Source organism: Streptomyces lunalinharesii (assembly GCF_039532155.1).
GTDB classification, from domain to species: domain Bacteria; phylum Actinomycetota; class Actinomycetes; order Streptomycetales; family Streptomycetaceae; genus Streptomyces; species Streptomyces lunalinharesii.
The window spans coordinates 135,273-160,079 of sequence record NZ_BAAARK010000011.1 but is presented as its reverse complement, the minus strand read 5'-3'; the positions used below and the strand labels follow the sequence as shown (position 1 = coordinate 160,079).

The 24,807-nt window shown below is 72.4% G+C and carries 23 protein-coding genes and 7 tRNA genes; 18 read left to right on the top strand and 12 right to left on the bottom strand.

Going from position 1 to position 24,807, the window contains the following annotated elements:
• Positions 1-23: 23 nt before the first annotated feature.
• Entirely contained in the window at positions 24-1,382 is a 1,359-nt protein-coding gene (locus tag ABD385_RS19220; RefSeq protein ID WP_344577434.1) for a serine/threonine-protein kinase, read from the bottom strand.
• Positions 1,383-1,989: 607 nt separating this feature from the next.
• Between ABD385_RS19220 and ABD385_RS19215 the strand changes: the two genes are divergently transcribed.
• On the top strand, positions 1,990-2,199 hold the full coding sequence (locus tag ABD385_RS19215; RefSeq protein ID WP_344577431.1) for a hypothetical protein: 210 nt from the start codon (positions 1,990-1,992) through the stop codon (positions 2,197-2,199).
• Positions 2,200-2,430: 231 nt separating this feature from the next.
• On the opposite strand, the gene ABD385_RS19210 is transcribed toward ABD385_RS19215, so the two are convergent.
• The 5 genes from ABD385_RS19210 to ABD385_RS19190 all read right to left on the bottom strand — a co-directional run bounded on the left by ABD385_RS19210 (position 2,431) and on the right by ABD385_RS19190 (position 2,895).
• Positions 2,431-2,502: transfer RNA gene (locus ABD385_RS19210), tRNA-Val, on the bottom strand.
• Between the two features lie 39 nt (positions 2,503-2,541).
• A tRNA-Val gene (locus ABD385_RS19205) sits at positions 2,542-2,613 on the bottom strand.
• 24 nt (positions 2,614-2,637) lie between these two features.
• Positions 2,638-2,709 (bottom strand) — tRNA-Val (locus ABD385_RS19200).
• A gap of 1 nt (position 2,710) precedes the next feature.
• Positions 2,711-2,784 (bottom strand) — tRNA-Cys (locus ABD385_RS19195).
• Positions 2,785-2,822: 38 nt separating this feature from the next.
• A tRNA-Gly gene (locus tag ABD385_RS19190) sits at positions 2,823-2,895 on the bottom strand.
• 177 nt (positions 2,896-3,072) lie between these two features.
• Here ABD385_RS19190 and ABD385_RS19185 point away from each other — a divergent pair.
• Genes ABD385_RS19185 through ABD385_RS19175 form a run of 3 tightly spaced genes read left to right on the top strand, consistent with a single transcriptional unit; the run spans position 3,073 to position 5,833 of the window.
• On the top strand, positions 3,073-4,143 hold the full coding sequence (locus ABD385_RS19185; RefSeq protein ID WP_344577429.1) for a chorismate-binding protein: 1,071 nt from the start codon (positions 3,073-3,075) through the stop codon (positions 4,141-4,143).
• A complete protein-coding gene (locus ABD385_RS19180) occupies positions 4,140-4,964 on the top strand; it encodes an aminotransferase class IV (RefSeq protein ID WP_344577426.1) in 825 nt (274 codons plus the stop codon). The genes ABD385_RS19185 and ABD385_RS19180 overlap by 4 nt, the downstream gene beginning before the upstream one ends.
• Before the next feature lie 38 nt (positions 4,965-5,002).
• Positions 5,003-5,833 (top strand): GNAT family N-acetyltransferase, encoded by an 831-nt coding sequence (locus ABD385_RS19175; protein WP_344577424.1) that lies wholly within the window; start codon positions 5,003-5,005, stop codon positions 5,831-5,833.
• A gap of 53 nt (positions 5,834-5,886) precedes the next feature.
• On the opposite strand, the gene ABD385_RS19170 is transcribed toward ABD385_RS19175, so the two are convergent.
• Positions 5,887-6,438 (bottom strand): DsbA family protein, encoded by a 552-nt coding sequence (locus tag ABD385_RS19170; RefSeq protein WP_344577421.1) that lies wholly within the window; start codon positions 6,436-6,438, stop codon positions 5,887-5,889.
• A gap of 173 nt (positions 6,439-6,611) precedes the next feature.
• On the opposite strand from ABD385_RS19170, the gene ABD385_RS19165 reads away from it, so the two are divergent.
• Positions 6,612-7,058: a hypothetical protein gene (locus tag ABD385_RS19165; protein ID WP_344577418.1), complete on the top strand. Its 447-nt coding sequence runs from the start codon at positions 6,612-6,614 to the stop codon at positions 7,056-7,058.
• Between the two features lie 68 nt (positions 7,059-7,126).
• The gene (locus tag ABD385_RS19160) at positions 7,127-7,282 is read left to right on the top strand and encodes a hypothetical protein (RefSeq protein WP_016575873.1); all 156 of its coding nucleotides are present in this window, start codon (positions 7,127-7,129) and stop codon (positions 7,280-7,282) included.
• Between the two features lie 60 nt (positions 7,283-7,342).
• Here ABD385_RS19160 and ABD385_RS19155 read toward each other — a convergent pair whose 3' ends face one another.
• Positions 7,343-7,909: a CGNR zinc finger domain-containing protein gene (locus ABD385_RS19155; protein ID WP_344577414.1), complete on the bottom strand. Its 567-nt coding sequence runs from the start codon at positions 7,907-7,909 to the stop codon at positions 7,343-7,345.
• A 224-nt stretch (positions 7,910-8,133) separates the two neighbouring features.
• Positions 8,134-8,547, bottom strand: coding sequence for an SsgA family sporulation/cell division regulator (locus tag ABD385_RS19150; RefSeq protein WP_003959770.1), 414 nt, complete (start codon positions 8,545-8,547; stop codon positions 8,134-8,136).
• 373 nt (positions 8,548-8,920) lie between these two features.
• Here ABD385_RS19150 and ABD385_RS19145 point away from each other — a divergent pair.
• The 3 genes from ABD385_RS19145 to ABD385_RS19135 all read left to right on the top strand — a co-directional run bounded on the left by ABD385_RS19145 (position 8,921) and on the right by ABD385_RS19135 (position 9,704).
• Positions 8,921-8,992 (top strand) — tRNA-Val (locus ABD385_RS19145).
• A gap of 86 nt (positions 8,993-9,078) precedes the next feature.
• Complete coding sequence (locus ABD385_RS19140) at positions 9,079-9,549, top strand: SRPBCC family protein (protein WP_344577411.1); 471 nt, start codon at positions 9,079-9,081, stop codon at positions 9,547-9,549.
• A gap of 83 nt (positions 9,550-9,632) precedes the next feature.
• A tRNA-Val gene (locus ABD385_RS19135) sits at positions 9,633-9,704 on the top strand.
• Positions 9,705-9,842: 138 nt separating this feature from the next.
• Here ABD385_RS19135 and ABD385_RS19130 read toward each other — a convergent pair.
• On the bottom strand, positions 9,843-10,568 hold the full coding sequence (locus ABD385_RS19130) for an exonuclease domain-containing protein (protein ID WP_344577409.1): 726 nt from the start codon (positions 10,566-10,568) through the stop codon (positions 9,843-9,845).
• 227 nt (positions 10,569-10,795) lie between these two features.
• Here ABD385_RS19130 and ABD385_RS19125 point away from each other — a divergent pair, with 227 nt between their 5' ends.
• The 6 genes from ABD385_RS19125 (at position 10,796) to ABD385_RS19100 (ending at position 17,399) form a co-directional block, all read left to right on the top strand.
• Positions 10,796-11,383: a DUF4365 domain-containing protein gene (locus tag ABD385_RS19125; RefSeq protein ID WP_344577408.1), complete on the top strand. Its 588-nt coding sequence runs from the start codon at positions 10,796-10,798 to the stop codon at positions 11,381-11,383.
• Positions 11,383-12,594 carry a hypothetical protein gene (locus tag ABD385_RS19120; RefSeq protein WP_344577407.1) on the top strand — a complete coding sequence of 404 codons (1,212 nt, stop codon included), beginning with the start codon at positions 11,383-11,385 and terminating at the stop codon, positions 12,592-12,594. The genes ABD385_RS19125 and ABD385_RS19120 overlap by 1 nt, the downstream gene beginning before the upstream one ends.
• Before the next feature lie 101 nt (positions 12,595-12,695).
• The gene (gene thrS / locus ABD385_RS19115) at positions 12,696-14,675 is read left to right on the top strand and encodes a threonine--tRNA ligase (protein ID WP_344577404.1); all 1,980 of its coding nucleotides are present in this window, start codon (positions 12,696-12,698) and stop codon (positions 14,673-14,675) included.
• A gap of 71 nt (positions 14,676-14,746) precedes the next feature.
• On the top strand, positions 14,747-15,304 hold the full coding sequence (locus ABD385_RS19110; protein WP_344577400.1) for an HIT family protein: 558 nt from the start codon (positions 14,747-14,749) through the stop codon (positions 15,302-15,304).
• A gap of 92 nt (positions 15,305-15,396) precedes the next feature.
• Complete coding sequence (locus ABD385_RS19105) at positions 15,397-16,200, top strand: polysaccharide deacetylase family protein (RefSeq protein WP_344577399.1); 804 nt, start codon at positions 15,397-15,399, stop codon at positions 16,198-16,200.
• The gene (locus tag ABD385_RS19100; RefSeq protein WP_344577397.1) at positions 16,200-17,399 is read left to right on the top strand and encodes a YncE family protein; all 1,200 of its coding nucleotides are present in this window, start codon (positions 16,200-16,202) and stop codon (positions 17,397-17,399) included. Before ABD385_RS19105 ends, ABD385_RS19100 begins: the two co-directional genes overlap by 1 nt.
• A 102-nt stretch (positions 17,400-17,501) precedes the next feature.
• Here the strand turns inward: ABD385_RS19100 and ABD385_RS19095 are convergent, their stop codons facing one another.
• Together ABD385_RS19095 and ABD385_RS19090 are read right to left on the bottom strand one after the other, a co-directional pair.
• Positions 17,502-19,160: a hypothetical protein gene (locus ABD385_RS19095; protein ID WP_344577395.1), complete on the bottom strand. Its 1,659-nt coding sequence runs from the start codon at positions 19,158-19,160 to the stop codon at positions 17,502-17,504.
• Positions 19,161-19,357: 197 nt separating this feature from the next.
• Positions 19,358-21,556 (bottom strand): elongation factor G-like protein EF-G2, encoded by a 2,199-nt coding sequence (locus ABD385_RS19090; protein WP_344577393.1) that lies wholly within the window; start codon positions 21,554-21,556, stop codon positions 19,358-19,360.
• Between the two features lie 277 nt (positions 21,557-21,833).
• On the opposite strand from ABD385_RS19090, the gene pgsA reads away from it, so the two are divergent.
• From pgsA to ABD385_RS19075, 3 genes are read left to right on the top strand one after another with little or no spacing between them, the layout of a single operon-like run.
• Positions 21,834-22,487, top strand: a complete 654-nt coding sequence (gene pgsA, locus ABD385_RS19085) for a phosphatidylinositol phosphate synthase (protein ID WP_344577391.1) — start codon at positions 21,834-21,836, stop codon at positions 22,485-22,487.
• Positions 22,487-23,425, top strand: a complete 939-nt coding sequence (locus ABD385_RS19080; protein ID WP_344577389.1) for a phosphatidylinositol mannoside acyltransferase — start codon at positions 22,487-22,489, stop codon at positions 23,423-23,425. Before pgsA ends, ABD385_RS19080 begins: the two co-directional genes overlap by 1 nt.
• Positions 23,422-24,552, top strand: coding sequence for a glycosyltransferase family 4 protein (locus ABD385_RS19075; RefSeq protein ID WP_344577387.1), 1,131 nt, complete (start codon positions 23,422-23,424; stop codon positions 24,550-24,552). The genes ABD385_RS19080 and ABD385_RS19075 overlap by 4 nt, the downstream gene beginning before the upstream one ends.
• The last annotated feature ends 255 nt before the right edge of the window (positions 24,553-24,807 follow it).

Sequence of the window (24,807 nt, the reverse complement as noted above, 5' to 3'; positions counted from 1 at the left end):
GGTGGCCGCCGGGCCGTCCGGCCTCAGTGCGGCCGGGCCTCCCCGCCGGCCGCGCCACCGCCGTGGTACGACGCGACGCTCACCGGCCGTTCCCCGCCGAGCCCGCGGGTCGGTCCCTGACATCCTTGGGCCGCCGCGATGCCCAGCGCCACCAGCAGCGTCACCACGACGAACACCACCACCCGCTGCCGCAGCAACCGCCGGTCCGGGCCCGGCCGCCGGCCGCCCGAACCGGTGCGCACCGCGGGCCGCGAACCGTTTCGCCCCGTGGGGCGGGAGGCCGGGCCCCGCGCCGCGTCCCGCCCGCCGGTCCGCGATCCGGTGCCGGACGCCGGCCCCTGCGCCCGGACGGACGCGTCGCGGGGTGCCGCGTCCCGGGACGCCGCCGGCCGGGCCGGTCGGGGCCGCGGCGCCGACGCGCCGCCGGTCCGCCGCTCGGTCCGCTGGCGGGCGTACTCCTCGGCCCGCTGGCCGGACGGACGCTCCGCCGGCCGCCGCTCGGCGCGCCCCCAGTCCTCTCCGCCGCCGGACCCGTGCTCCCAGTTCCCGCCCGACAGCCCGTGCGCCTCACGGGCCGCGATCTCCTTCAGCCGCAGCGACAGCGACAGGGTGCTGGGCCGGTCCGCCGGATCCTTGGCCAGGCACGCCGCGAGCAGCGGTGCCAACGCGTCCGGCACTCCGGCCAGGTGCGCCTCCTCGTGGACCACGCGGTAGAGCATGACCTCCGAACTGCCCTGCCCGAACGGCGAATCCGCGGTGCAGGTGTACGCCAGGGTGGCGCCCAGCGAGAAGATGTCGGTCGCCGGCGTGACCGCCGCGCCGCGCACCTGCTCCGGCGCCAGGAAGCCCGGCGAGCCGACGGCCGTCCCGACGTGCGTCAGGGTGCTGGCGCCGGTCGCCCAGGCGATCCCGAAGTCGATGATCCGCGGCCCCTTGGGCGACAGCAGGATGTTGGACGGCTTCAGGTCCCGGTGCACCACGCCCGCGTCATGGACGGCCAGCAGCCCCTCGGACAGCGCCGCCCCGATCGCGGCGACCTGGGCAGGGGAGAGCGGCCCCTCCTCGTTCACCTTGTCGTGCAGCGAGGGGCCGGGGACGTACTGCGTCGCGAACCACGGGCGGTCGGCGTCCAGATCGGCCGCCACCAGCCGCGCCGTGCAACCGCCCCGGATCCTCCGGGCGGCCGACACCTCGCGGGCGAACCGCGACCGGAATTCCTGATCCTCCGCCAGATCCGGCCGGATCACCTTCAGCGCGACCCGCTGCCCGCGTTTGTCCGAGCCGAGGTAGACCACGCCCATCCCGCCCGCGCCGAGCCGGCGGTGCAGCCGGAACGATCCGACGACACGCGGGTCCTCGCGTCGGAGCCGCATCATCGCCATGTCCGTCCCCTGCCTGCGGTGGGGAGGCCCCACTCCGCTCAACCGTCTGACGTGGCACAGCTTACGGATTGACGGCTCACTGTGCTGAGAGGCCGCGCATGCGTCGGCAACCGGATTGCCCGCGGCCGTTCCGATCCCCGCCGCACGGAGGGAAATCCGCCCGGCCCCCGGCTCCGCTACCCGCACCGCCCCCCAAAGATCCCTTTCCCAGCGGACTTTGACGGTGTGAAAGGTGCGCGGGCGGCGCGGGCCCGGGAGCGCGCGGTCCCCGCGTCGCGGGCGGCGGAACCCTGCGCGGCGCAGCGCACCGAGTGATCGAAGTCACCGTTTCGTCACGCTCGCGCACGATCGACCCCCTCGGCCCTCGCAGCGGGCGGCAGCCCTCCCGGGTCCCTCTCGGGGATGTCCCGGGGCCGCCGCGCGTTCTCTCCACCCAGGGGAGTACGCCCGGCCCCCTCCCGTCATCCTCCTGGAGGCCGGCCAAGCGGTACGACGGCATGACGCCCCGCCGCGCCCGCGCGCCTAGGCTTGAGGTCAAGCGGCGGGTGCAGCACTCGTCCCCCGAGGTCAGACGCCCGCCGCTCCGGATCATGACGGGAGCAGGGCGATGGCGGACACGACGGGGCGGACGGCTCTCCGGGCGCGGGGCCACCGGGCCACCGGTGCGCTCGGCGGCAGCCGGCCCACCGGCACCCGCCATCCCCTCATAGCGGTCGCCATGGTGCTGCCGCTGGCGTTCCTCCTGGCCGTGGTCTTCGGCGGCTGGGAGGCCGTCGTCACACAGGCGTCGTCCGTGGTCGGAATGCTGGGGCGCTGAGCGGGCGCCCCGGTCCCGGGAGAGCGGTCCGGGACGGGGACTTCCGGCCGAAACCCCGTGGGGACGGGGGTGCGGCGGACGGCACGAGTGGCCGGGCATCTGGGGAGATGCCCGGCCATCGGGTTTTTCGGGAACGACCAGCCGCCCCGGGGGAGTTGCCCCACCGGCGCGCTGCAACAGCCGACAACGACCGAGGGCCGGAGCAACTGCTCCGGCCCTCGACCTGCGGTGTGGACGATACTGGGATTGAACCAGTGACCTCTTCCGTGTCAGGGAAGCGCTCTCCCGCTGAGCTAATCGTCCTCGGGACCGCGGATTTCAAAGATCACCGCGGATGCTGCGTGCGCGATACTGGGATTGAACCAGTGACCTCTTCCGTGTCAGGGAAGCGCTCTCCCGCTGAGCTAATCGCGCGGGGATCCGGCGATACCGGATCAGTGGACGATACTGGGATTGAACCAGTGACCTCTTCCGTGTCAGGGAAGCGCTCTCCCGCTGAGCTAATCGTCCTTGGAGGTGGAGACGGGATTTGAACCCGTGTAGACGGCTTTGCAGGCCGTTGCCTCGCCTCTCGGCCACTCCACCAGGAGTGTGCAGGGGGTTCGAGATGATCCCCCACATCGAGCGGACGACGAGACTCGAACTCGCGACATCCACCTTGGCAAGGTGGTGCTCTACCAACTGAGCTACGTCCGCGGGTGGCTCTCCCTGACTAGGTCGGGAAGCTCCCTGGCCTCCGGGGCGCTTTCGTGTCCCGGCGACGTGTTGAACTCTAGCGGATTCCTGGGCCAGTACAAAAACGCGTTTGTGCAGCGTGCTGCGCTGCTCGCCCGGCCCGGGCGATCCACGGTGCCCGGCCATAGACTCACTGACGTGCACGATTTCGCTCCGATGGCCCGCTTCGGCGGCCTGATAGCCACCGACCTGCGCGATGTGACCAGCGATCCCGCGGCACTGGATTCCGCGGGCTGGTGGGCGGTGACCGCCGACTTCGAGGGCGGCGTGGTCTGCGCCCGCTTCGGCGACGTCCGCCCGGCCACGGCCGCGGACGCCCCCGCGCCCGACGCCTGGCGGGGCCCCGCCCCGGCCGACTGGCGCAGTTCCATGGACCGCACCGCCTATACGGACGGCGTCCGACGCATCCGGGACCACATCGCGGCCGGCACGGTCTACCAAGTGAACCTCTGCCGGGTGTTGACCGCGCCGCTGCCCGACCCCGACCGCGCCGACGTGGACGCGCTCTCCGCCGTCCTCGCCCGAGGCAACCCCGCGCCGTACGCCGGAACGATGCGCCTGCCCGCGCACGGCGTCGAGATCGCGACCGCCTCCCCGGAGCTCTTCCTGCGTCGGGACGACCGCACCGTGGAGTCCGGCCCCATCAAGGGCACCGGGCGCACCGCCGCGGACCTCTCCGCGAAGGACCGCGCGGAGAACGTGATGATCGTGGACCTGGTCCGCAACGACCTGGGCCGGGTCTGTGCCACCGGTTCGGTCACCGTTCCCGCCCTGTGCGCGGTGGAGGAGCACCCCGGCCTCGTCCACCTCGTCTCCACCGTGCGCGGTGAACTGGCCGACACCCACGAGAAGACGGCGTGGGCCGATCTCCTCGGCGCCACCTTCCCGCCCGGCTCGGTCACCGGAGCCCCCAAGTCCAGCGCCCTGCGGATCATCGACGAGTTGGAGACCGCCCCGCGCGGCCCCTACTGCGGCGGCATCGGCTGGGTGGACGCCGACCGGCGCACCGGCTGGCTCAACGTCGGCATCCGCACGTTCTGGATCGACCGCGCCGCCCCCGACGGCCCGGCACTCAGGTTCGGCGCCGGGGCCGGGATCATCTGGGACTCGGATCCGGACCGGGAGTGGGCGGAGACCGAGTTGAAGGCGCGCCGACTGCTCGCGGTAGCGTCCGGTGAGCACGAAGTGAGCGGAGGACTGAAGCGATGAAGATCTGGCTCGACGGCGAACTACAGGACGCCGGGGAGGCCCGCGTCTCGGTCTTCGACCACGGCCTGACGGTCGGCGACGGGGTCTTCGAGACGGTCAAGGCCGAGCGGGGGAGGGCCTTCGCCCTCACCCGCCACCTGGAGCGCCTGGCCACCTCCGCGCGTGGCCTCGGCCTGCCGGCCCCCGACCTCGACGAGGTGCGACGCGGCTGCACGGCCGTCCTGGACGCCAACCCGATGCCGCTGGGGCGGCTGCGGATCACCTACACCGGGGGCCTCTCCCCACTCGGTTCGGACCGCGGCGAGGCCGGCCCGACCCTGGTCGTCGCGGCCTCCGAGGCCGCCCGGCGGCCCGACACCACCGCCGCGGTCACCGTCCCCTGGACGCGCAACGAGCGCGGCGCCCTCGCCGGCCTGAAGACCACCTCGTACGGGGAGAACGTCGTCGCCCTCGCCCGCGCTCGCGAACGGGGCGCCTCCGAGGCGCTGTTCGCCAATACCGTCGGCGCGCTCTGCGAGGGCACCGGCTCCAACGTCTTCGTCGTCCTCGACGGCGAACTGCACACCCCGCCGCTGGCCTCCGGCTGCCTGGCCGGCATCACCCGGGCGCTGACCGTGGCCTGGGCCGGTGCCAAGGAGACGGACCTGCCGTGGGACGTCCTGGAGAGCGCCGAGGAGATCTTCCTGACCTCCACGCTGCGCGACGTCCAGGCCGTGACGCGGATCGACGACCGCCAACTCGCCGACGCCCCCGGCCCGGTGACCGCCGAGGCGATGCGGATCTTCGACCGGGAGGCGGCCGCGGACTTCGACCCGCGCTGAGGGTGACGGGCCCGTGGGCGGGCGAGTACAAAGTCCTCGTGACCACTACGCTGCGCCCCGCGGGCCCCGAAGTACGACACGACGACGGCCGCCGGTCCCGCCCCTACGACATCTGCGTCAACAGCCGCCGGGTCGGCGGGATCCAGCTGGCCACCGACGCCCGGTTCGGGCCCACCGCCGGCCGGATCGAGGCCCTGGGGGTCGACGCGCCCGACCGGCACCGCGGCCGGGCCACGGTCGCCGCGCTGGCCGCCGAGGAAGTGCTGCGCGGCTGGGGGTGCCGGCAGATCGAACTCACCGTGCCCGCGGACGCCGAGGCCGCGGTGCGCCTCTCGGCGGCCCTGGGCTACACCGAGCGCAGCCGCACCATGGCACGGGCCCTGAGCCGGCCCGGTGGGCTCCCGGACGGCAGCGTCGACCGGCCGATGACGGCGGCCGAGTACCCGGCCTGGCGGGACGCCTCGGTCGCCGAGCGCATCCGGTCGGAAACCGCCCAGGGAGTGCCCGTCGCACACGCCGAACGGACCACGCCCGCCGCACACGACGCGCTGTTCCCCGAGGGCGCGGCCACCCCCGGCCAGGTCCTGCGGATCCTCGCCCACGAGGGCACGGACGTCGGCACCCTCTGGCTCGCCCTGCGGCTCCCCGGGCAGCCCGGCGGCTACGTGCGGGACGTCCGGGTGGCGCCGGAGCACCGCGGCGAGGGCCACGGCCGCAGCCTGATGCTCGTCGCCGAGCGCGAGACCCTGGCCGCGGGCCGCGGCTCCCTGGCGCTCAACGTCTCCGCCGACAACGTCCCGGCGCTCGGCCTCTACCGGTCGTTGGGCTACCGGACTACCGCCTACCGCATGTGGAAGCCGATCCTCTGAGCAGCCCGCGGGGCCGGCCCGCGCCGGTCCGGCAGGGCTCTTCCTCCGGTGCGTCAGCCGGCCGTGGCGTCCTGCTCGGCCAGCAGCCGCTCGACGATCTCCTCGATCCGCGCGCGCAGTCCGTCCTGGCTCTTGCCGCCGTCCAGCCGTTCGCCGCCGACCTCGTAGGTCGGGGTGCCGGTCACGCCGATCGCCTTGCCCTCGGCCTGGTCCGCGTCCACGACCAGCAGGTGCCGGCCGTCGACGAGCGCGGTGTCGACCTCCTCGGCGTCCAACCCCAGCTCCGCGGCGATCTCCACCAACACCTTCTCGCCGCGCTTGCCGAGGTCCTCGGCCCGCGCCAGCACCGCCTCGACGTACGGCCAGCCCCGGCCCTGCTCGGCGGCCTCCTCGGCGGCCTGGGCGGCCGCGTAGGCGTGCTTGTGCTTGGCCAGCGGGAAGTGGCGCAGCCGGATCTCCAGCCGGTCCTCGAAGCGCTCGCGCAGCGCCCGCACGTCCGTCAGGGCGGTGGCACAGTCCGGGCACTGCAGATCGCACCACACGTCGAGGACGGGGCGGGTGGGGCTGACGGGGTTGGTGGGGCCGGAGGCGGCGGCGTCGTTCATGCGGCCAGTCTTCCAGCCCGTCGACCTGGGGAGGAACCCGGACCTACGGAGGAGGGTGACCCGGAGATCTCCCTGAGGTCCTGGTCGGAACGTGGCCTGGGCGGGGTCCGAGAGGGCAGGATGGAAGAGCGCGCGGAACGCCCGCTCGCCCCTTCGACCGGCAGGAGGACCGGATGCTGACCTCGACAGTCTGTGCCGCGGTGTCGGCAGCGGGCTTGGGCATCGCCGCGCTGACCGCCTACCGCAAGCGTTTCCTGGCCGCGACCCGGATCGCCGCCTTCGCCCTGATCCCGATCGGCCTGGTCATGACCGGCGTCGTGGACTGGGTCACCAGCATCGTCTTCAAGCCCACCGTCTGGGCCGGGTTCGGGGTGCTCGCGATCTCCGCGGCACTGTTCGCGCTCAGCAGGTTGGTGGAGCGGCGCCGAGGGGTGGCGGGCCGCAAGGAGCGGCGGGCCGCGGCGGGTTCCGAGGCGACGGCGGTGGCCCCAGCCGCCTCCGCGCCGTCCCTCGGCCCCGGCCGGAAGGCCCCCACCAGCGCCCCGGCCCCGAGCGCCGGCAGCGCTCCCAAGGATGACTTCTCGGACATCGAAGCGATCCTGAAAAAGCACGGGATCTGATGAACTCCCCCTGCTGAGGGGACCATTGCGGGTTCCGGGACGATCATCTGCGCGATGATGCGCGCGAGATGAACGATGAGTGCGCCCTCGCCCAAGACGACGCCCCGTCCGCCGAACCGCGCGGTTGCCTGTTCGCGCTGTCCCAGCCGCCGCTGATGCTCTTCCTAGCCGTGATCGGCCTGCTGCTCCTCCTAGGAGCGGTGCACGACCTCTACATCCTCTGACCCTCGGCGCCGTCCGACGTGACGGCTCCGCCCGGGGGCGGGTCGCGGCATCCTGGCCGGTCAGCCCGCCGCCTCCCGCCGTCGTGCCCGGTACGCCGCGACGTGCAGCCGGTTCCCGCAGGTCCGGCTGTCGCAGTAGCGCCGCGAGCGGTTGCGGGAGAGGTCCACGAACGCGTGCCGGCAGTCCGGTGCCTCGCAGCGCCGCAGCCGCTCGCGCTCCCCGGCGACGAGGATGAACGCCAGTGCCATCCCGCCGTCCGCGGCCAGGTGGTCGGCGACCGTGGCGCCCGGCGCGAAGTAGTGGACGTGCAAGTCGTAGCCGTCGTGATCGGTCAGCTGCGGCGTGGTGCCCGCGGCCGCGACCAGCGCGTTCAACCGCGCGGCCGCGGTGCGGTCGTCGCCGGCCGCGAAGATCTCCGCGAACCGCGCCCGCACGGCCCGCACGGCGGCCAGGTCGTGAGGACCGAGCGATCCCACGTCACTGACCTCGTTGCGCCGGACGAACTCCGTGAGGGTCGCGAGGTCGGTCAGGCTGTCCGGGGCACCGGGGGAGTCGCCCTCGGGAGCGGTGTTCAACAGGTCGACGACCGCGTCCAGCGCGCACCGGGTGTCATGGGTGATCAGCACGGTTCCGCTCCCTGGCCCGGTGGGGTCGGCCGGTGCCGCCCCGGTGTCGTTGGCGAATGGTCGCCGACTCTAGCGCCTGGGACAAGCTTCGGCGCCGTCTCCGCGGTGGGTCCGCGGCGACGGCGCCGAAGTGTGCCGTGTGAACTTGTCGGTCCTGCGCCGTCTCCCCGAGTCGGACGGTCGCAAGTGTGAGCGGGTGGTTGCGGTGGGTTGCGTGCTGCGTCTCAGCTCTCCGCCAGGATGTGGGAGAGCTCCGTGTCGAGATCGAAATGGCGATGCTCCGTACCGGGCGGTACGGCGGCATCCGTTCGCTTCAGGAACGATTCCAGCGCCCGCGCCGGGGCTTCCAGCAGGGCTTCCCCCTCCGGGGAACTCAGGGCGATGCAGACGACGCCCTGACCGTGGCTCCGGGACGGCCAGACGCGGACGTCGCCGGTGCCCGTGGGCCGGTGGAGGCCCTCGGCGAGGAGGTCGCGGGCGAAGACCCACTCAACCGTTTCCTCGGCTCCGGTGTGGAAGGTGGCGTGCACGGCATAGGGATCGGCCGTGTCATACCGCAGGCCCGCGGGTACAGGCAGTGAGGACTCGCTCGACACAACGAGGCGCAGGTGCAGCTCGCAGCTGACCGTGGTGTTCATAAGCGCCAGGGCCTTTCGCTCAGTGTGCGCTCGGGGATTCGCACGTCGGCGAAATCGACATGCCACCTACGGTGCCGTTGTAAACCCCTCTGACGGTTTTGGGTGGCTTCAGGTACCTCTTACGGCGGATTGCGTGAGCGTCCTCGGCGGTAATTTCGCCAGGCGATCCGGTCCGTTGCGCGGGCGTGACGAATACGCAGAGTAACGGAGCGGGCAGTGCTTTGCGATGATCTCCGTCGGTTCGGCGTGCCGGGCGCGGCGGCCGGGTCGACAGGCGGGCAGGAGCGGCGTCCGCTCCGGGCGCGGGGTGTCGACGGTGCCGTCGCCGTGGTCGGGAGCGCCCCCGACGTGCGGTAATGTTGGCGATGCGCCCGGGCGATTAGCTCAGTGGGAGAGCGCTTCGTTCACACCGAAGAGGTCACTGGTTCGAACCCAGTATCGCCCACCCCGGACGACGGCCCGGAGACTCAAGTCTCCGGGCCGTTGCGGTTGTTGAGGGGTTTCCCGGGTGCCGGGGCGCACACTGGGATCATGTTCGCCCCCTCCGGTCCGTCCGGCCGGCTCCACCGCTACCGCTTCCGTAGCGTGTGGCTGCTGAGCGCCCAGCCCACCGTCGTCTATGCGGTCCTGGAGCGGGGCGAGGCGTATCCCCGCTGGTGGCCGCAGGTGCGCGAGGTCGTTCCGCTCGACGACCGCAGTGGCAGCGCGCGGTTCCGGTCCTTTCTGCCGTACGAGCTGACCGTGGTGGCGACCGAGGTCCGGCGGGATCCGGGGGTCGGGGTGCTGGAGGTCGCGATGAGCGGGGACCTGGTCGGTCGGGCGCGTTGGACGGTCGCGCCCGGGGCCGGTGGCACCCGCGTCGTCTTCGAGCAGGACGTGGAGCTGCGCAAGCCGGCGCTGCGGTGGTGGGCGCTGGTCGGGCGGCCGCTGTTCCGGATCAACCACGTGCTGATGATGCGGGCCGGGCGGCGCGGGTTGGCGGCCTGGCTGGCCCGCGGATGAGGGGCTCGGCAGGGGAATTTGATGGAAGGGCGTGACGACCTGTATCGTTCAGGTCGTTCGCGGGGGAAACCCCGCCGAAACCCGGGCGATTAGCTCAGTGGGAGAGCGCTTCGTTCACACCGAAGAGGTCACTGGTTCGAACCCAGTATCGCCCACCGGGATCAGGAACCGGGCCGCCAAGAGGCGGTCCGGTTCTTTTTGTTGGGGCGGCCCGGGCTTCGCCCGTGGAACGGTAATTCCGTTCCGCTGTCGAGGGAGTTCGCGGGAATTCCCGGCGGAATTCTGATGGGGAATCAGGCGGCGGCGGGGAGTTCCGGCCGCAACGGCCAGTGCGGGTCGACCGACTCCGGGGAACCGCTGCGGGCGAACCACGCCTGGAGGCCGCGGGCCTGGGCGGCGAACCAGATCGCCTGTCGGGTGTGCAGCTCGGCGGGTTGCAGCCCGTCCAGCCGGTCGGCGAAGCGCCGGCCCACCTCCCGGACCACGCGCAGTGCGGCCAGTGCGTCCGCGGCCGCCTCGTGCGCGTCGGTCAGTTCGACCTCGTAGTGCGCGCAGAGGTCGGTGAGGGTGCGGCGGCCCTTGCGGTAGCGGTCCAGGTGCTTGTCCAGGACCCGGGGGTCGAGGACGTGCAGGGGGTGCGCCCCCAGGAAGGCGTCGAGCGAGCTGGCGCGGTGGCGCTTCAACTCCCGGTCCAGGAGTGTCAGGTCGAACGGGGCGTTCATCACCACCAGCGGCCGGCCGGCCACCGCCTGGGCGGCCAGCGCCCGGGCGACCTCCGCCAGCACCGGCGACGGCCAGCGGCCGTGCCGTGCGAGGTGGTCGGCCGTCAGTCCGTGCACCGCCGTCGCGGCCTCCGGTATCTCCACGCCCGGATTGACCAGCCAGCGGGTGACGCGCGGGGCGGCGCGCGGGGTTTCCTGGATCACCAGGGCGGCGGAGACGATGCGATCGCGCTCGACGTCGATGCCCGTCGTCTCGGTGTCGAAGGCGGCAAGTGGACCGTCATACCAGCGCGGCATCATCCAACTCCTCGCGGTCGTACGGGGGATGGCGGTGCGACGTCATCCGTGCTGGTGATACCCGAGTTGCAGTCGGCTCGAACCGCCCTTGTTTGCGGCCCGCTTGACGCGGAGACAACGACAGTGACGGGCCGGCGCACCGTGCGCGGTCCGGCGGCTCCCGTGCGCCGGACCCCGCCCCGCCGCCCGGAAACCCACGATTTGGCACGGCCCGGAAGGCATCCGCGATGACCCTCGCGCAGCCCGAACCGGGCGGGCTGTCCCCCGCAAGCGGGCGGTACCCCCGGCCCTCTCCCACACCGCAGCGCGGTGGCCTGGCCACCACGGCCTGCATGGAAACCCTCCAGGTGGGCTACCTGCACGCGGTTGCCGCCGCGGCCGGTTGCTCGCTGGCGCAGCCCTTCCCGGACAACGGCATCGACTGGCACGTCAGCCATGCCGCCCCCGGTCACACCGTCGACGACGAAGTCACCATCAAGGTGCAGCTCAAGTGCACCTACCAGACCGCCCCGCGCCCACCGGGGCCGACGTTCGCCTTCACGCTCGACAACGACCACCTGGTGAAGCTGGCCCGCTCGCCGGTGGCGGTGCACAAGATCCTCGTCGTGATGCTGGTCCCGCGGGACCCGGACGACTGGCTGCGGGCCGGGCCCGACCACCTGGAACTGCGGCACTGCTGCTACTGGACCAACCTCGCCGGCCATCCGGTGACCGGCCGGCGCCGGACCACTGTGCGGATCCCGACCACGCGGATCTTCGACGACCGCGCGCTCCGCGAGATCATGACGCGGGTCGGGGCGGGAGGGAGACCCTGATGGCGCGGTCCACCGATGACTACGGCGCGGCTCCACCGGACCCGGCGCGGCTCGACCCGACGGTGCTCGCGGCCCTGTTGGCCCGGCACGGGTGGCGGCGCCGCAGCGGCGCGGCCGGGCACTACGCCCGTTGGACCCCGCCCGACGGGGCCGGCGGGACCAGCCTGCTGGTGCCCCAGGACCGGCGTTTTCCGGACAGCGCCGAGCTGTTGGCCGAGGCGTTGGCCGCGTTGGAGCGGAGCGCCGTGCCGTCGGCCCGGGAGGTGCTGGTCGGGCTCGCGGTGCCCAGCGACGAGGTCCGTTGGGAGCGCGAGGTCCCGGACGGCGGACCGGGCACGGCGCACTGGGTGGCGCAGGAGCAGCTGCGCGCGGCGGCCCGCGCCCTGTTGACCGCCGGCGCGCTGGGCAGCTACGCCCGGGCCGGCTACTACGGCGCCCGGCACCAACGGCGGGCCGAGGGGTTCCTCGGCCAGGTGCTGGTCGGCCCGGGTCCGGCCGGTCGGCACCTGACCGCGTTCGTGCCCGTACGGGCCGGCCGGGGCGTGGTCACCGGCCTTCAGCGGGCGCTGCACGCGGCCCGGGACGCCACCGACTACCAGCGGGCCGCCGGCGGCATGGAGGCGTTCGACGCGGCGGTCGGACTGGGCGTCTGCCACGAACTGGTGCAGGCGTTGATCGCGCTGGTGCGGGGTGCGGAGGGGGTCCGGATCACGCTCTGCTGGTCGCCGGCGGCCGGCGCCCCGGCGGGCTTCGCGGACCGCCCCGAACCGGTGGAGTTCTCGCCCGGCGACCTGCCCGCGCTCCAGCGGGCCGCCCGGCGCTACGTCCGCGTCGAGCCGTCGCTGCCGGTGCGGGTGACCGGCTCCGTCGTCAGGTTGCGCCGGGAGCGGCCGGACGGCCCGGGAACGGTGCGGCTGCGGGTGATCACCGGGGCGGACGTGGGGCAGGTGCGGGCGGCGTTGGAGGAGGAGGACTACCGGATCGCCGGCCACGCCCACCTGGCCGGGCTGCCGATCCGGGTCAGCGGCCGGCTGGAGAGCCGGGGCGGCTTCCGGCGGATCACCGGCGGTCGGGACGTCACCCCCGTCCAGGTCGATCCGGCCGATCGGGACCGGCTGATGAAGGCGCTGGCGGAGGCGCCGGCGGAACCCGGCGACGACGGATTCGACGACGCCGAGGAGGCGTGCGAGGGGCCGCCGGCGGACGGTTGAGCGGGTGACCGGCACCGTTTCGCGGTGTGGTCCTGCGGCTCGGTACGATTCGGGGGCGCAGCACACGCTGACGCGCGAAAGCCATGAGTCAGGAGAGACCGGTGTCAGACGTCCGTGTGACCGTCCAACGCGATTCCGAGCGGGAAGAACGCGTGGTGACCACGGGCACTACGGCCGCCGACCTCTTCCAGGGCGAGCGCAGTGTCGTGGCCGCACGGGTGGCCGGCGAGCTGAAGGACCTCGCCCACGAGCTGGCCGACGGCGACGAGGTCGAGCCCGTCGAGATCACCTCCGAGGACGGCCTGAACATCCTGCGGCACTCCGCCGCGCACGTGATGGCCCAGGCCGTGCAGGAGCTGTTCCCGGAGGCCAAGCTCGGCATCGGCCCGCCGATCAAGGACGGCTTCTACTACGACTTCGACGTCGAGAAGCCCTTCCACCCGGACGACCTCAAGCGCATCGAGAAGAAGATGCAGGAGATCCAGAAGCGCGGGCAGAAGTTCTCCCGCCGCGTGGTCTCCGACGAGGAGGCCCGTGCGGAGCTGGCCGACGAGCCGTACAAGCTGGAGCTGATCGGCCTCAAGGGCTCCGCCGCGGACGCCGCCGAGGGCGCCTCCGCCGAGGTCGGCGCGGGCGAGCTGAGCATCTACGACAACCTCGACGCCAAGACCGGCGAGCTGTGCTGGAAGGACCTGTGCCGCGGCCCGCACCTGCCGAGCACCCGCGCCATCCCGGTCTTCAAGCTGATGCGGTCGGCCGCCGCCTACTGGCGCGGCAGCGAGAAGAACCCGCAGCTCCAGCGCATCTACGGCACCGCCTGGCCGACCAAGGACGAGCTGAAGGGCTACCTGGACTTCCTCGCCGAGGCCGAGAAGCGCGACCACCGCAAGCTCGGTGCCGAGCTGGACCTGTTCTCCGTCCCCGAGCAGATCGGCTCCGGCCTGGCCGTCTTCCACCCCAAGGGCGGCATCGTCCGGCGCGTGATGGAGGACTACTCGCGGCGTCGCCACGAGGAAGAGGGCTACGAGTTCGTCTACACCCCGCACGCGACGAAGGGGAAGCTCTTCGAGACCTCGGGCCACCTGGACTGGTACGCCGACGGCATGTACCCGCCCATGCAGCTCGACGAGGGCGTGGACTACTACCTCAAGCCCATGAACTGCCCGATGCACAACCTGATCTTCGATGCGCGCGGCCGCTCGTACCGTGAACTGCCGCTGCGCCTCTTCGAGTTCGGGACGGTGTACCGCTACGAGAAGTCCGGCGTCGTGCACGGCCTGACCCGGGCCCGCGGCTTCACGCAGGACGACGCGCACATCTACTGCACCCGCGAGCAGATGGCCGACGAGCTGGATCGCACGCTCACCTTCGTGCTGAACCTGCTGCGCGACTACGGTCTGGACGACTTCTACCTGGAGCTGTCCACCAAGGACCCGGAGAAGTTCGTCGGCTCGGACGAGGTCTGGGAGGAGGCCACCGAGACGCTGCGCCAGGTCGCGGACAAGCAGGGCCTCCCGCTGGTCCCGGACCCGGGCGGCGCCGCCTTCTACGGCCCGAAGATCTCCGTCCAGACCAAGGACGCGATCGGCCGCACCTGGCAGATGTCGACGATCCAGCTCGACTTCAACCTGCCGGAGCGCTTCGACCTCGAATACACCTCGGCGGACGGCACCAAGCAGCGGCCGGTCATGATCCACCGCGCGCTGTTCGGGTCGATCGAGCGGTTCTTCGCGGTGCTGCTGGAGCACTACGCGGGCGCCTTCCCGGCGTGGCTGGCCCCGGTGCAGGCCACCTGCATCCCGATCGGCGACGCGCACGTCCCGTACCTGGAGGAGTTCGCCGCGGAGGCGAAGGCCCAGGGGCTGCGGCTGGAGGTCGACGCCTCCTCGGACCGGATGCAGAAGAAGATCCGGAACGCGCAGAAGGCCAAGGTGCCGTTCATGATCCTCGCCGGTGACGAGGACCTGGCCGCCGGCGCGGTGTCGTTCCGCTACCGCGACGGTTCGCAGGAGAACGGCATTCCGAAGGAAGCGGCGCTGGCCAAGCTCCGGGACGTGGTGGAGCGCCGCGCGCAGGTGTGACGCGGCGGTGCGCACGGGGGCGGTCCCATCGGGACCGCCCCTCGCCGCTTCCCCCGCCGGCCCGGGAGAATATGCTTCGCCACATGACGAGTGAGCCGGAACAGCAGATCGGAGTCGGGACGCAGGACGCCTTCCAGCGCCTGTGGACGCCCCACCGGATGGCCTACATCCAGGGGGAGAACAAGCCGAGCGGCCCGGGGGCCGACGACGGCTGTCCGTTCTGCACCATTCCCGCGAAGTCGGACGAGGACGGTCTCGTCGTCGCCCGCGGTGAGCGGGTGTACGCGGTGCTGAACCTCTACCCGTACAACGGCGGGCACCTCATGGTCGTCCCGTTCCGCCACGTCGCCGACTACACCGACCTCGACGAGGCGGAGACGGCGGAGCTGGCGGCCTTCACCAAGCGGGCGATGACGGCGCTGCGCACCGCCTCCGGGGCGCACGGCTTCAACATCGGGATGAACCAGGGCAGCGTGGCCGGCGCCGGCATCGCCGCCCACCTCCACCAGCACGTCGTCCCCCGCTGGGGCGGTGACACCAACTTCATGCCGGTGGTCGGCCACACCAAGGTGCTGCCCCAACTCCTCGCCGACACCCGGGCGATGCTGGCCGCGGCCTGGCCGGTGTAGCAGGGGTGCGCGTCGGGTGAACGCGGCGACACGCACCCGAATGAATCGTACATATCGCACCGATTGGGAATTTTTGCGCCTCTAATGGGGTGGTGACTTCCCTAGATCGTCGCTTCGTGCTGCGCGCGGCCGCCTCGGCAGCGGCCGCCGGCGCACTCGCCGCGGGCTGTGATCCGAAGCGATCGGCGGACGACTCCGCCTCCCGGCCGGCCGGTGGCGGACCGACCCCCCACGGGACGGGCCGGTCCGCCCCCGCCCGGCAGCCCGCCGCCCGGCCGCCGACCCGCGCCCCCGGCCTGCCCGCGGAGATCGAACACGGCCCGCGCGACGGCCACGCGGTGGCCCTGACGTTCCACGGCAGGGGCGATCCCCGGCTGGCCGGGGCGCTGCTGGGCGAGGCCGAACGGGCCGGCGCCCGGGTCACCGTGCTGGCCGTCGGCGACTGGCTCGACGAGCAGCCCGCGATGGCCCGCCGCGTCCTGGACGGCGGCCACGAACTCGGCAACCACACCATGCACCACCGCAACATCTGTGCGTTGCCAGCCGCCGCCGCGCTCGCCGAGATCAGTCAGTGCGCCGACCGGCTGCGCAGGCTCACCGGCAGCATCGGCAGCTGGTTCCGTCCCTCGCAGACCCAACGGGCGACCCCCCAGGTGATCCGGCTGGCCCGGCAGGTCGGCTATCCGCACGTCCTGTCGTACGACGTGGACTCCCTCGACGCGAACGACCCCGGCGCCCCGGCCGTCCAGCGCACGGTCCTGGACGGCATCCGGCCGGGGTCGGTCGTCAGTCTCCACCTCGGGCACGCCGGCACGGTGGCCGCGCTGCCCCCGATCCTCGACGGCCTCCGCCGGCGCGGTCTGCGCGCGGTGACGACAACGGAGCTAGTGACCTGATGGCTGACCGGAACCGTACCCACCCCCGCCCGCCCGGCTCCCGGCCCACCCGGCGGGCCGCGCTGCTCGTCGCGGCCTGCGCCCTGGTGGCGGCGGGCTGCGCCGGCGGCGGGGAGCAGTCCGCCCCCGCGCGGTCCGCCGGGCCCTCGCCGCACCAGGCCGTCGTCCAGGGACTGCCCGGGATGCCGCCGGTGCTGGACGCGCGCGACCTGTACGCAGCGGACCGGCCCAACCGGCTGGCGCCGCAGGTCAAGAACTTCCCGTCGCGGATCTACGTGCCCAACACCGGCTCCGACACGGTCACCGTCATCGACCCCAAGACCTACAAGGTGATCGAGACGATCCCGGTGGGCGTGCAGCCGCAACACGTGGTGCCGTCCTGGGACATGAAGACGCTGTGGGTCAACAACAACCGGGGGCACGACCTCACCCCGATCGACCCGGCCACCGGCAAGGCCGGCAAGCCCGTCAAGGTCCACGACCCGTACAACCTCTACTTCACGCCGGACGGGAAGTACGCGGTCGTCATGGCGTCGATGGACCGGCAGCTGGTGTTCCGGGACCCGCACACGATGGCGATCCGCAAGACCCTCCCGGTCAGCTGCGCGGGCGTCAACCACGCCGACTTCTCGCCGGACGGGAAGTACTTCATCGTCTCCTGCGAGTTCTCCGGTGAGCTGCTCAAGGTCGACACCGCGAAGATGAAGGTGATCGCCCAGCAGAAGCTCCCGTTCGAAGGGGCGATGCCGCAGGACGTGAAGATCTCGCCGGACGGCAAGACCTGGTACGTCGCCGACATGATGGCCGACGGCGTCTGGATCGTGAACGGCGACACCTTCGACCGGCCGAAGCTGCTGCCCACCGGCAAGGGCGCCCACGGCCTCTACGTCAGCCGCGACTCCCGGACCATGTACGTCTCCAACCGGGGCGAGGGGTCCATCTCGCTGCTGGACTTCAAGACCGGCGAACTCGTCAACAAGTGGCACATCCGAGGCGGCGGCAGCCCGGACATGGGCGGCGTCTCGGCGGACGGCAACGTGCTGTGGCTGTCCGGGCGGTACAACTCCGAGGTCTACGCGCTCGACACGCACAACGGGAAGACCCTGGCGAAGATCCGGGTGGGCGTCGGGCCGCACGGGCTCGCGGTCTACCCGCAGCCGGGGCGGTACTCGCTGGGGCACACCGGGATCTTCCGCTAGGCCCGGCCCGCCGGAGCCGACCGGCGGTGGAACGGAAACGGGCGCGCGCCCGGCGGGAAGCCGGGCGCGCGCCCGTGTTCGCACGGAGCGCGGAGCCGTGTCCTACGCGTTGTACTCGTCGGCCTTCTTCGGCTCGGCGCTCTGGACCATCCCGCTGAGCACCAGGGAGCGGTTGTCGAACCGCTCGACGTCGACGCCGTTCTCCTTCAGGACGCTCATCGCGGCGGCGTGCACGGCCCGCAGGACCGGGGTCGCGGCGCGCAGCGCGTCATCGGCCATGAAGCGGTGGCGCCAGGGCTTGTCGGCCCAGACGTGGCGCAGCCCGAACGGCTCGGGCAGGGCGAGCTTCCCGCCGAGGAAGTCCAGCACCGGCGGGAACCACGTCAGCGGGGCGCGGGCGGCGAGCCGGACCACCTCGGAGGGTTCGATCAACGGCAGTGTCTGGGTCTTGGTCTCCCAGAACCGCACGACCTTGGCCACTTCCTTGGTCTTGGGCGACGGCTTGCCGGTGAAGAGGGAGTTGACCGGGCCGAGGGCATGGCCGCTGACCTCGATGCGCAGCGTCTCGTGCAGGACGGTGACGGTGATCATCAGCGTGAGCACCAACTGGCCGTCCCACAGGACGAACTGGACGCCGAGGTAGTGGCGGTCGCCGCTGCCGAACTGCTGCTCGTTGCAGATCCGCGCTATCTCGTGGTCGCGGACCTCGTACCCGTCGACGTGCGTGCCCTCCGGGCGGGAGACGGCCTTGGCCTTCTCGCCCACGGGGGAGACGATCCAGTGGCGCACGGACGGCGGCTGCTGGAACCCGCCGGTGTGCAGCGGGCTGCGCTCCAGCAGGCGCAGCCGGTCGTGGATCGCGCGGATGACGTCCCAGCTGCGGAACGGGTGGATGTCGGTGCCCTCGCGGGCCGGCCGGAGCTCCTCGGCGAGCTGCCAGGTGCCCCACCGGGTGCCCATGCCGAGTATGCCCTTGGGGCCGGCGTAGAAGACGACGTTGCTGCGCTGCTCGGCGGAGACCTTGGCGAGGTTGTGGCGCAGGGTCTCGGCGGAGGTGTGGTTGGGGTCCTGCGGCACCGCCTCGGGGATCTTCGCGGCGACGCCGCCGCCCTCCAACAGCCCCTTCCACGCCTGCCGCAGCGTCACTGCCGTCCGCTCGCAGATCTGCTTGGCCAGCCACCAGCCGACCACCGGGGCGATGAGCATGCCCCGGGCGTACAGCGGCCAGAAGCCGTTGAGCGGCAGCTTGATCATGAAGAACAGGCCGACCGCGGCCAGCAGGGCCAGCAGCACGCCGCCCAGCGGCGAGATGCCGTTGCCCTCGCCGTCCTTGGAGAACATCTTGCGGAGCTGGAAGGCGCCCAGCCACAGCAGCACGCCGGGCAGGAAGAGCAGCCCGCACACCACCATCAGGACGGTCAGCTGGGCGTCGCGCTGCTTGCGGAGACGGGTGGCGGACAGGCAGTGCTCGACGACCGTCTGCGGTTCGGTGCCGAAGGACTGGATCAACGGGCCGCGGCCGCCCCCGAGCATCCGCACCTGGACGGCGCGGGCGAACGCCTCACCGAGGTTGGGCGCGAACAGCGACAGCTTGGGCTTCTTGATCTCGGACGCGTCGGAGTCGGAGTCGGCCTTGGAGATGTCGGCCAGCGGGCTGTCCCGGTAGGCGGCCGAGGCCAACGCCTGGGTCGCCGCCGTCTGTCCGGCGCCTCCCGAGATGGGGACCTGCGCCCCCGGACTGAAGTCAAAGCCGTCTGCCACTACCGCCCCCATCACGCGCGTATCCGCTGATGCGCTCTACCCGACTACGCTTTGGCGCACACCTGCTGGGCCGGTGTGCTCGCAGGTTGGCCCGGAACGCGCGGCGCAGCGGCTCAAGACCCCAGCGTACAGCCGCCGGCCCGACCCAAGTGGGCTGTCCGGGACGGCGGCTGACCGGCCGTTACCTACGTCGTCGCCTAAGCCGTGACCGCCTCCTCGGCACGCATCCGCGCGGCGAGCTGGCCGGGCATCGGCTCGTGTCGCAGGTACCCGCGGCCGAAGCGTCCGGTGCCGTGCGAGAGCGAGCGCAGGTCGACGGCGTAGCGCCCGATCTCGATCTCCGGTACTTCGGCGCGGACCAGGGTGCGGCCGAAGCCGGACTGTTCGGTGCCGACGACCCGGCCACGGCGGCCGGAGAGGTCGCTGAGCACCGGTCCCACGTACTCGTCCGGCACCAGGACGCGCACGTCGGCGACCGGTTCCAGCAGGTCGATCGTGGTCTGCGCGGCGGCCTCCCGCAGGGCCAGGGCGCCCGCCGTCTGGAACGCCGCGTCCGAGGAGTCGACCGAGTGGGACTTGCCGTCGAGCAGGGTGACCCGGACGTCCACGAGCGGATGCCCGGTGGCGATCCCGCGGGCGGCCTGGGCGCGGACGCCCTTCTCCACCGACGGGATGAACTGCCGGGGCACCGCACCGCCCACGACCTTGTCGACGAACTCGATGCCGGAGCCGCCCGGCAGCGGCTCGACCTGGATCTCGCAGATCGCGAACTGTCCGTGGCCGCCGGACTGTTTGACGTGCCGGCCGCGGCCCGTCGCGGGCCCGCCGAACGTCTCCCGCAGCGCGACCCGGTGGTCGACGGTGTCGACCTGGACGCCGTAACGGGTGCGCAGCCGCTCCAGGGCCACGTCGGCGTGCGCCTCGCCCATGCACCACAGGACCACCTGGCGGGTGTCCTGATTGTGTTCCAGGCACATCGTGGGGTCCTCGGCGACCAACCGGGCCAGGCCCTGCGAGAGCTTGTCCTCGTCGGCCTTGCTGTGCGCCCGGATGGCGACCGGCAGCAGCGGGTCCGGCATCGCCCACGGCTCCATCAACAGCGGCGCGTCCTTGCCGGAGAGGGTGTCGCCGGTCTCGGCGCTGGTCAGCTTGGCGACGCAGGCCAGGTCGCCGGCGATGGCCCGGGGGAGCGGCCGCTGCTGCTTGCCGAACGGCGCGGACAGCGCGCCGACCCGCTCGTCGACGTCGTGGTCCTCGTGGCCGCGGTCCTCCAGGCCGTGACCGGAGACGTGCACCGTGTCGTCGGGGCGCAGGGTGCCGGAGAAGACCCGGACCAGGGAGAGCCGGCCGACGTACGGGTCGGAGGAGGTCTTGACCACCTCGGCGGCGAGCGGGCCCTCCGGGTCGCAGCCCAGTCCCGGTTGCGGAGCGCCGTCGGGGCTGGTCACGGCGGGCGCCTCGCGCTCCGCGGGGGTGGGGAAGCCGCCGGTGATCAGTTCCAGCAGTTCGACGGTGCCCAGTCCCTGCTTGGCGCCGTCCACGGCCGGGGCGGCGGCCAGCACGGGGTGGAAGGAGCCGCGGGCGACGGCGGTCTCCAGGTCGCCGACGAGCGTCTTGAGCTCGATCTCCTCGCCGGCGAGGTAGCGGTCCATGAGGGACTCGTCCTCGCTCTCGGCGATGATCCCCTCGATCAGGCGGTTGCGGGCCGCCTCGATCAGCGGGAGTTCCTCGTCGGTGGGGGCGCGCTCGGTGCGCTCCCCGGAGGAGTAGTCGAAGACGCGCTGCGACAGCAGGCCGATCAGGCCGTTGACGGGGGAGTGGCCGTCCGCGCCCTGGGGCCCGTACAGCGGGAGGTAAAGGGGCAGGACGGCGTCCAGGTCGTCGCCGCCGAAGGTCACCGCGCACCGCCGGGTCATCTCGTCGAAGTCGGCGCGCGCGGCCTCCAGGTGCGTGACGACCAGGGCGCGCGGCATCCCGACGGCCGCGCACTCGTCCCACACCATCCGGGTCGCGCCGGCCACGCCGTCGGCCGCCGAGACGACGAAGAGGGCCGCGTCCGCCGCGCGCAGACCGGCCCTGAGCTCCCCGACGAAATCCGCGTACCCGGGGGTGTCCAACAGGTTGATCTTTATCCCGCCCCAGTCCACCGGGACCAGGGAGAGCTGTACCGAGCGTTGCTGCCGGTGCTCGATCTCGTCGTAGTCGGAGAGGCAGCCGCCGTCCTCGACGCGCCCCGCGCGGTTGACCGCGCCCGACGCCAGCGCGAGCGCTTCGACCAGGGTGGTCTTCCCCGAGCCGCTGTGGCCGACCAGCACCACATTGCGCAGGGCAGCGGGGCGGTCGGCCGCCGGTGCCCTTCCGGCGGCTCCTGGGTTCGTACTCGACTTCTCGCTCATGTGTCTCGCCTCCAGGTCGACACTTTGCGGTGATTCGAGCTTTCCACCGGGTTCAGGATGCGTCCATACGTGGCACGTAGGGTCCGCGCTGCCAAGGTGTCGACCGGCCACACGGCGGGGGGTGACGGGCCGCCGGGCGGGCGCGCGACGGGCGGCCCGAGCCGTGTGATGCACCTCGCGCCGCGATGCGTTCGTGGTGCCCCCGGGCCTCCTGGCTACGATGGGCCAGCCGGTGGCCCCTTGACCGCGCGGCCCGTATCGACTTTCCGGGAAGGTCATGCTGAACAAGTACGCGCGTGCGTTCTTCACGCGTGTTCTCACACCGTTCGCCGCCCTGCTCATCCGTCTCGGGGTCAGCCCGGACGCGGTCACCCTCGTCGGGACCGGCGGCGTGGTGGCAGGCGCCCTGATCTTCTATCCCCAGGGCGAGTTCTTCTGGGGCACGGTCGTGATCACGCTGTTCGTCTTCTCCGACCTCGTCGACGGCAACATGGCGCGTCAATTGGGCCGCTCCAGCCGCTGGGGCGCCTTCTTGGACTCCACCCTCGACCGGGTCGCGGACTCGGCGATCTTCGGTGGGCTGGCCCTGTGGTACGCCGGCCGCGGCGACAGCCTGGCGCTCTGCGCGATCGCCATCTTCTGTCTCGCCAGCGGCCAGGTCGTCTCGTACACCAAGGCGCGGGGCGAGGCCATCGGGCTGCCGGTGAACGTCAACGGCCTGGTGGAACGGGCCGAGCGGCTGGTCATCTCGCTGGTGGCCTGCGGCCTGTCCGGGTTGCACGCGTTCGGCGTGCCGGGCGTCCAGGTGCTGCTGCCGATCGCCCTGTGGGTGGTCGCCGCCGGCAGCGCCGTCACGCTCGGCCAGCGCGTGGTGACCGTACGCCGGGAGTCGGCCGAGGCCGACGCCCTCGCCCAAGGGGGGAACGGCTGATGGGGAGCCGGAAGCTGTTCGACACCGACAAGCTCGCGGACGGGCTGTACGGCCTGGGCTGGGGCACCGTGAAGCGGCTCCCCGAGGGCGTCGCGGTGCAGCTCGGCCGGCAGCTCGCCGACGTCGCCTGGCGGCGCCGCGGCAAGGGCGTGCAACGGCTGGAGTCCAACCTCGCGCGGGTCGTCCCGGGCGCCTCCGCGCAGCGGCTGGCGGAGCTCTCCCGGGCCGGGATGCGCTCGTACATGCGGTACTGGATGGAGTCCTTCCGGCTGCCGGCGTGGAGCCAGGAGCGGATAAGGGGCGGTTTCGCCCCCGAGGACGTGCACCACCTGGAGGACGGCCTCAAGAGCGACCGCGGGGTGATTCTGACCCTGCCCCACATGGGCAACTACGACCTCGCCGGCGTCTGGGTCACCACCAAGCTCAACACCCCGTTCACCACCGTCGCCGAGCGCCTCAAGCCGGAGTCCCTCTACGACCGGTTCGTCGCCTACCGCGAGGGACTGGGCATGGAGGTCCTGCCGCACACCGGCGGCGCCGCCTTCGGCACCCTGGCCCGGCGGCTGCGCGCCGGCGGCCTGGTCTGCCTGGTCGCCGACCGCGACCTGTCCAGCTCCGGGATACCGGTGACGTTCTTCGGCGACGCCGCGAAGATGCCGGCCGGCCCGGCCATGCTGGCCCTCCAGACCGGCGCGATGCTGCTGCCCGTCACCCTCTGGTACGACGACACCCCCGTCATGCGCGGTCGCGTCCACCCGGAGATCGAGGTGCCCGAGGACGGCACCCGCGCCGAGAAGGCCGCCCGCATGACCCAGGAACTCGCCGACGCCTTCGCCGGCGGCATCGCCGACCACCCCGAGGACTGGCACATGCTCCAGCGGCTGTGGCTCGCCGACCTGACGCCGCGCGGCGGCACCCCCGGAACGGAGTCCCCGTGAAGATCGGCATCGTCTGCCCGTACTCCTGGGACGTCCCCGGCGGCGTGCAGTTCCACATCCGCGACCTGGCCGAGCACCTGATCGGCCTCGGCCACGAGGTGTCCGTCCTGGCCCCCGCGGACGACGAGACCCCGCTGCCCGCCTACGTCGTGCCGGCCGGCCGGGCCGTCCCCGTGCCGTACAACGGCTCGGTCGCCCGCCTCAACTTCGGATTCCTCTCCGCCGCACGGGTCCGCCGCTGGCTCCAGAACGGCGCCTTCGACGTCATCCACATCCACGAGCCCGCCTCGCCCTCCCTGGGCCTGCTCGCCTGCTGGGCGGCGCAGGGCCCGATCGTGGCGACCTTCCACACCTCCAACCCGCGCTCCCGGGCCATGATCGCCGCGTATCCGATCCTCCAGCCCGCCCTGGAGAAGATCAGCGCCCGCATCGCGGTCAGCGAGTTCGCCCGCCGCACCCTGGTCGAGCACCTCGGCGGCGACGCCGTGGTCATCCCCAACGGCGTGGACGTCGACTTCTTCGCCCGGGCCGAGCCACGGCCCGACTGGCAGGGCCGCACCCTCGGCTTCATCGGCCGGATCGACGAACCCCGCAAGGGCCTGCCGGTCCTGATGAAGGCCCTGCCCGCGATCCTCGCCGCGGTCCCCGACGCCCGACTCCTGGTCGCCGGCCGCGGCGACCAGGACGAAGCGGTCGCCGGCCTCCCCGCCGAGCTGCGCTCCCGGGTCGAGTTCCTCGGCATGGTCTCCGACGAGGACAAGGCGCGCCTGCTGCGCAGCGTCGACGTCTACGTCGCGCCCAACACGGGTGGGGAGTCCTTCGGCATCATCCTTGTGGAGGCGCTGTCCGCCGGCGCACCGGTACTGGCCAGCGACCTCGACGCGTTCGCCCAGGTCCTCGACCAGGGCGAGGCCGGCGAACTCTTCGCCAACGAGGACGCCGAGGCGCTCGCCACCAGCGCGATCCGCCTGCTGAACACCCCCGACCGGCGCACCGAACTCAGCGAACGCGGCAGCAAGCACGTCCGCCGCTTCGACTGGTCCACGGTCGGCGCGGACATCCTCGCCGTCTACGAGACCGTCACGGCCGGCGCGTCGGCGGTGGCTACGGATGAGCGCGTGCGGTAGCGGTTGGCTTCCCACGTTTTTGGCTTTCCCGCCGTGGTGGTTGCGGTTTGCGCCTGGCGGCGCTGGCCTGGTCCCACGTTGTGGGGTTTGCCGCCGTTGCGCCTGCGGCGGGCGTTGTCCGCTGCGCGGGGCGTTTGGGTGGCGGTGTCGGGCCTGCGGGGGTGGTGTGCAGGACTGCTGCGCTTTACGTCCTGCACACCACCCCCTCCGGCCCGCCCCCTCCCGTTGAGGGTGGGTTGAAAGACGGGTGAGTGG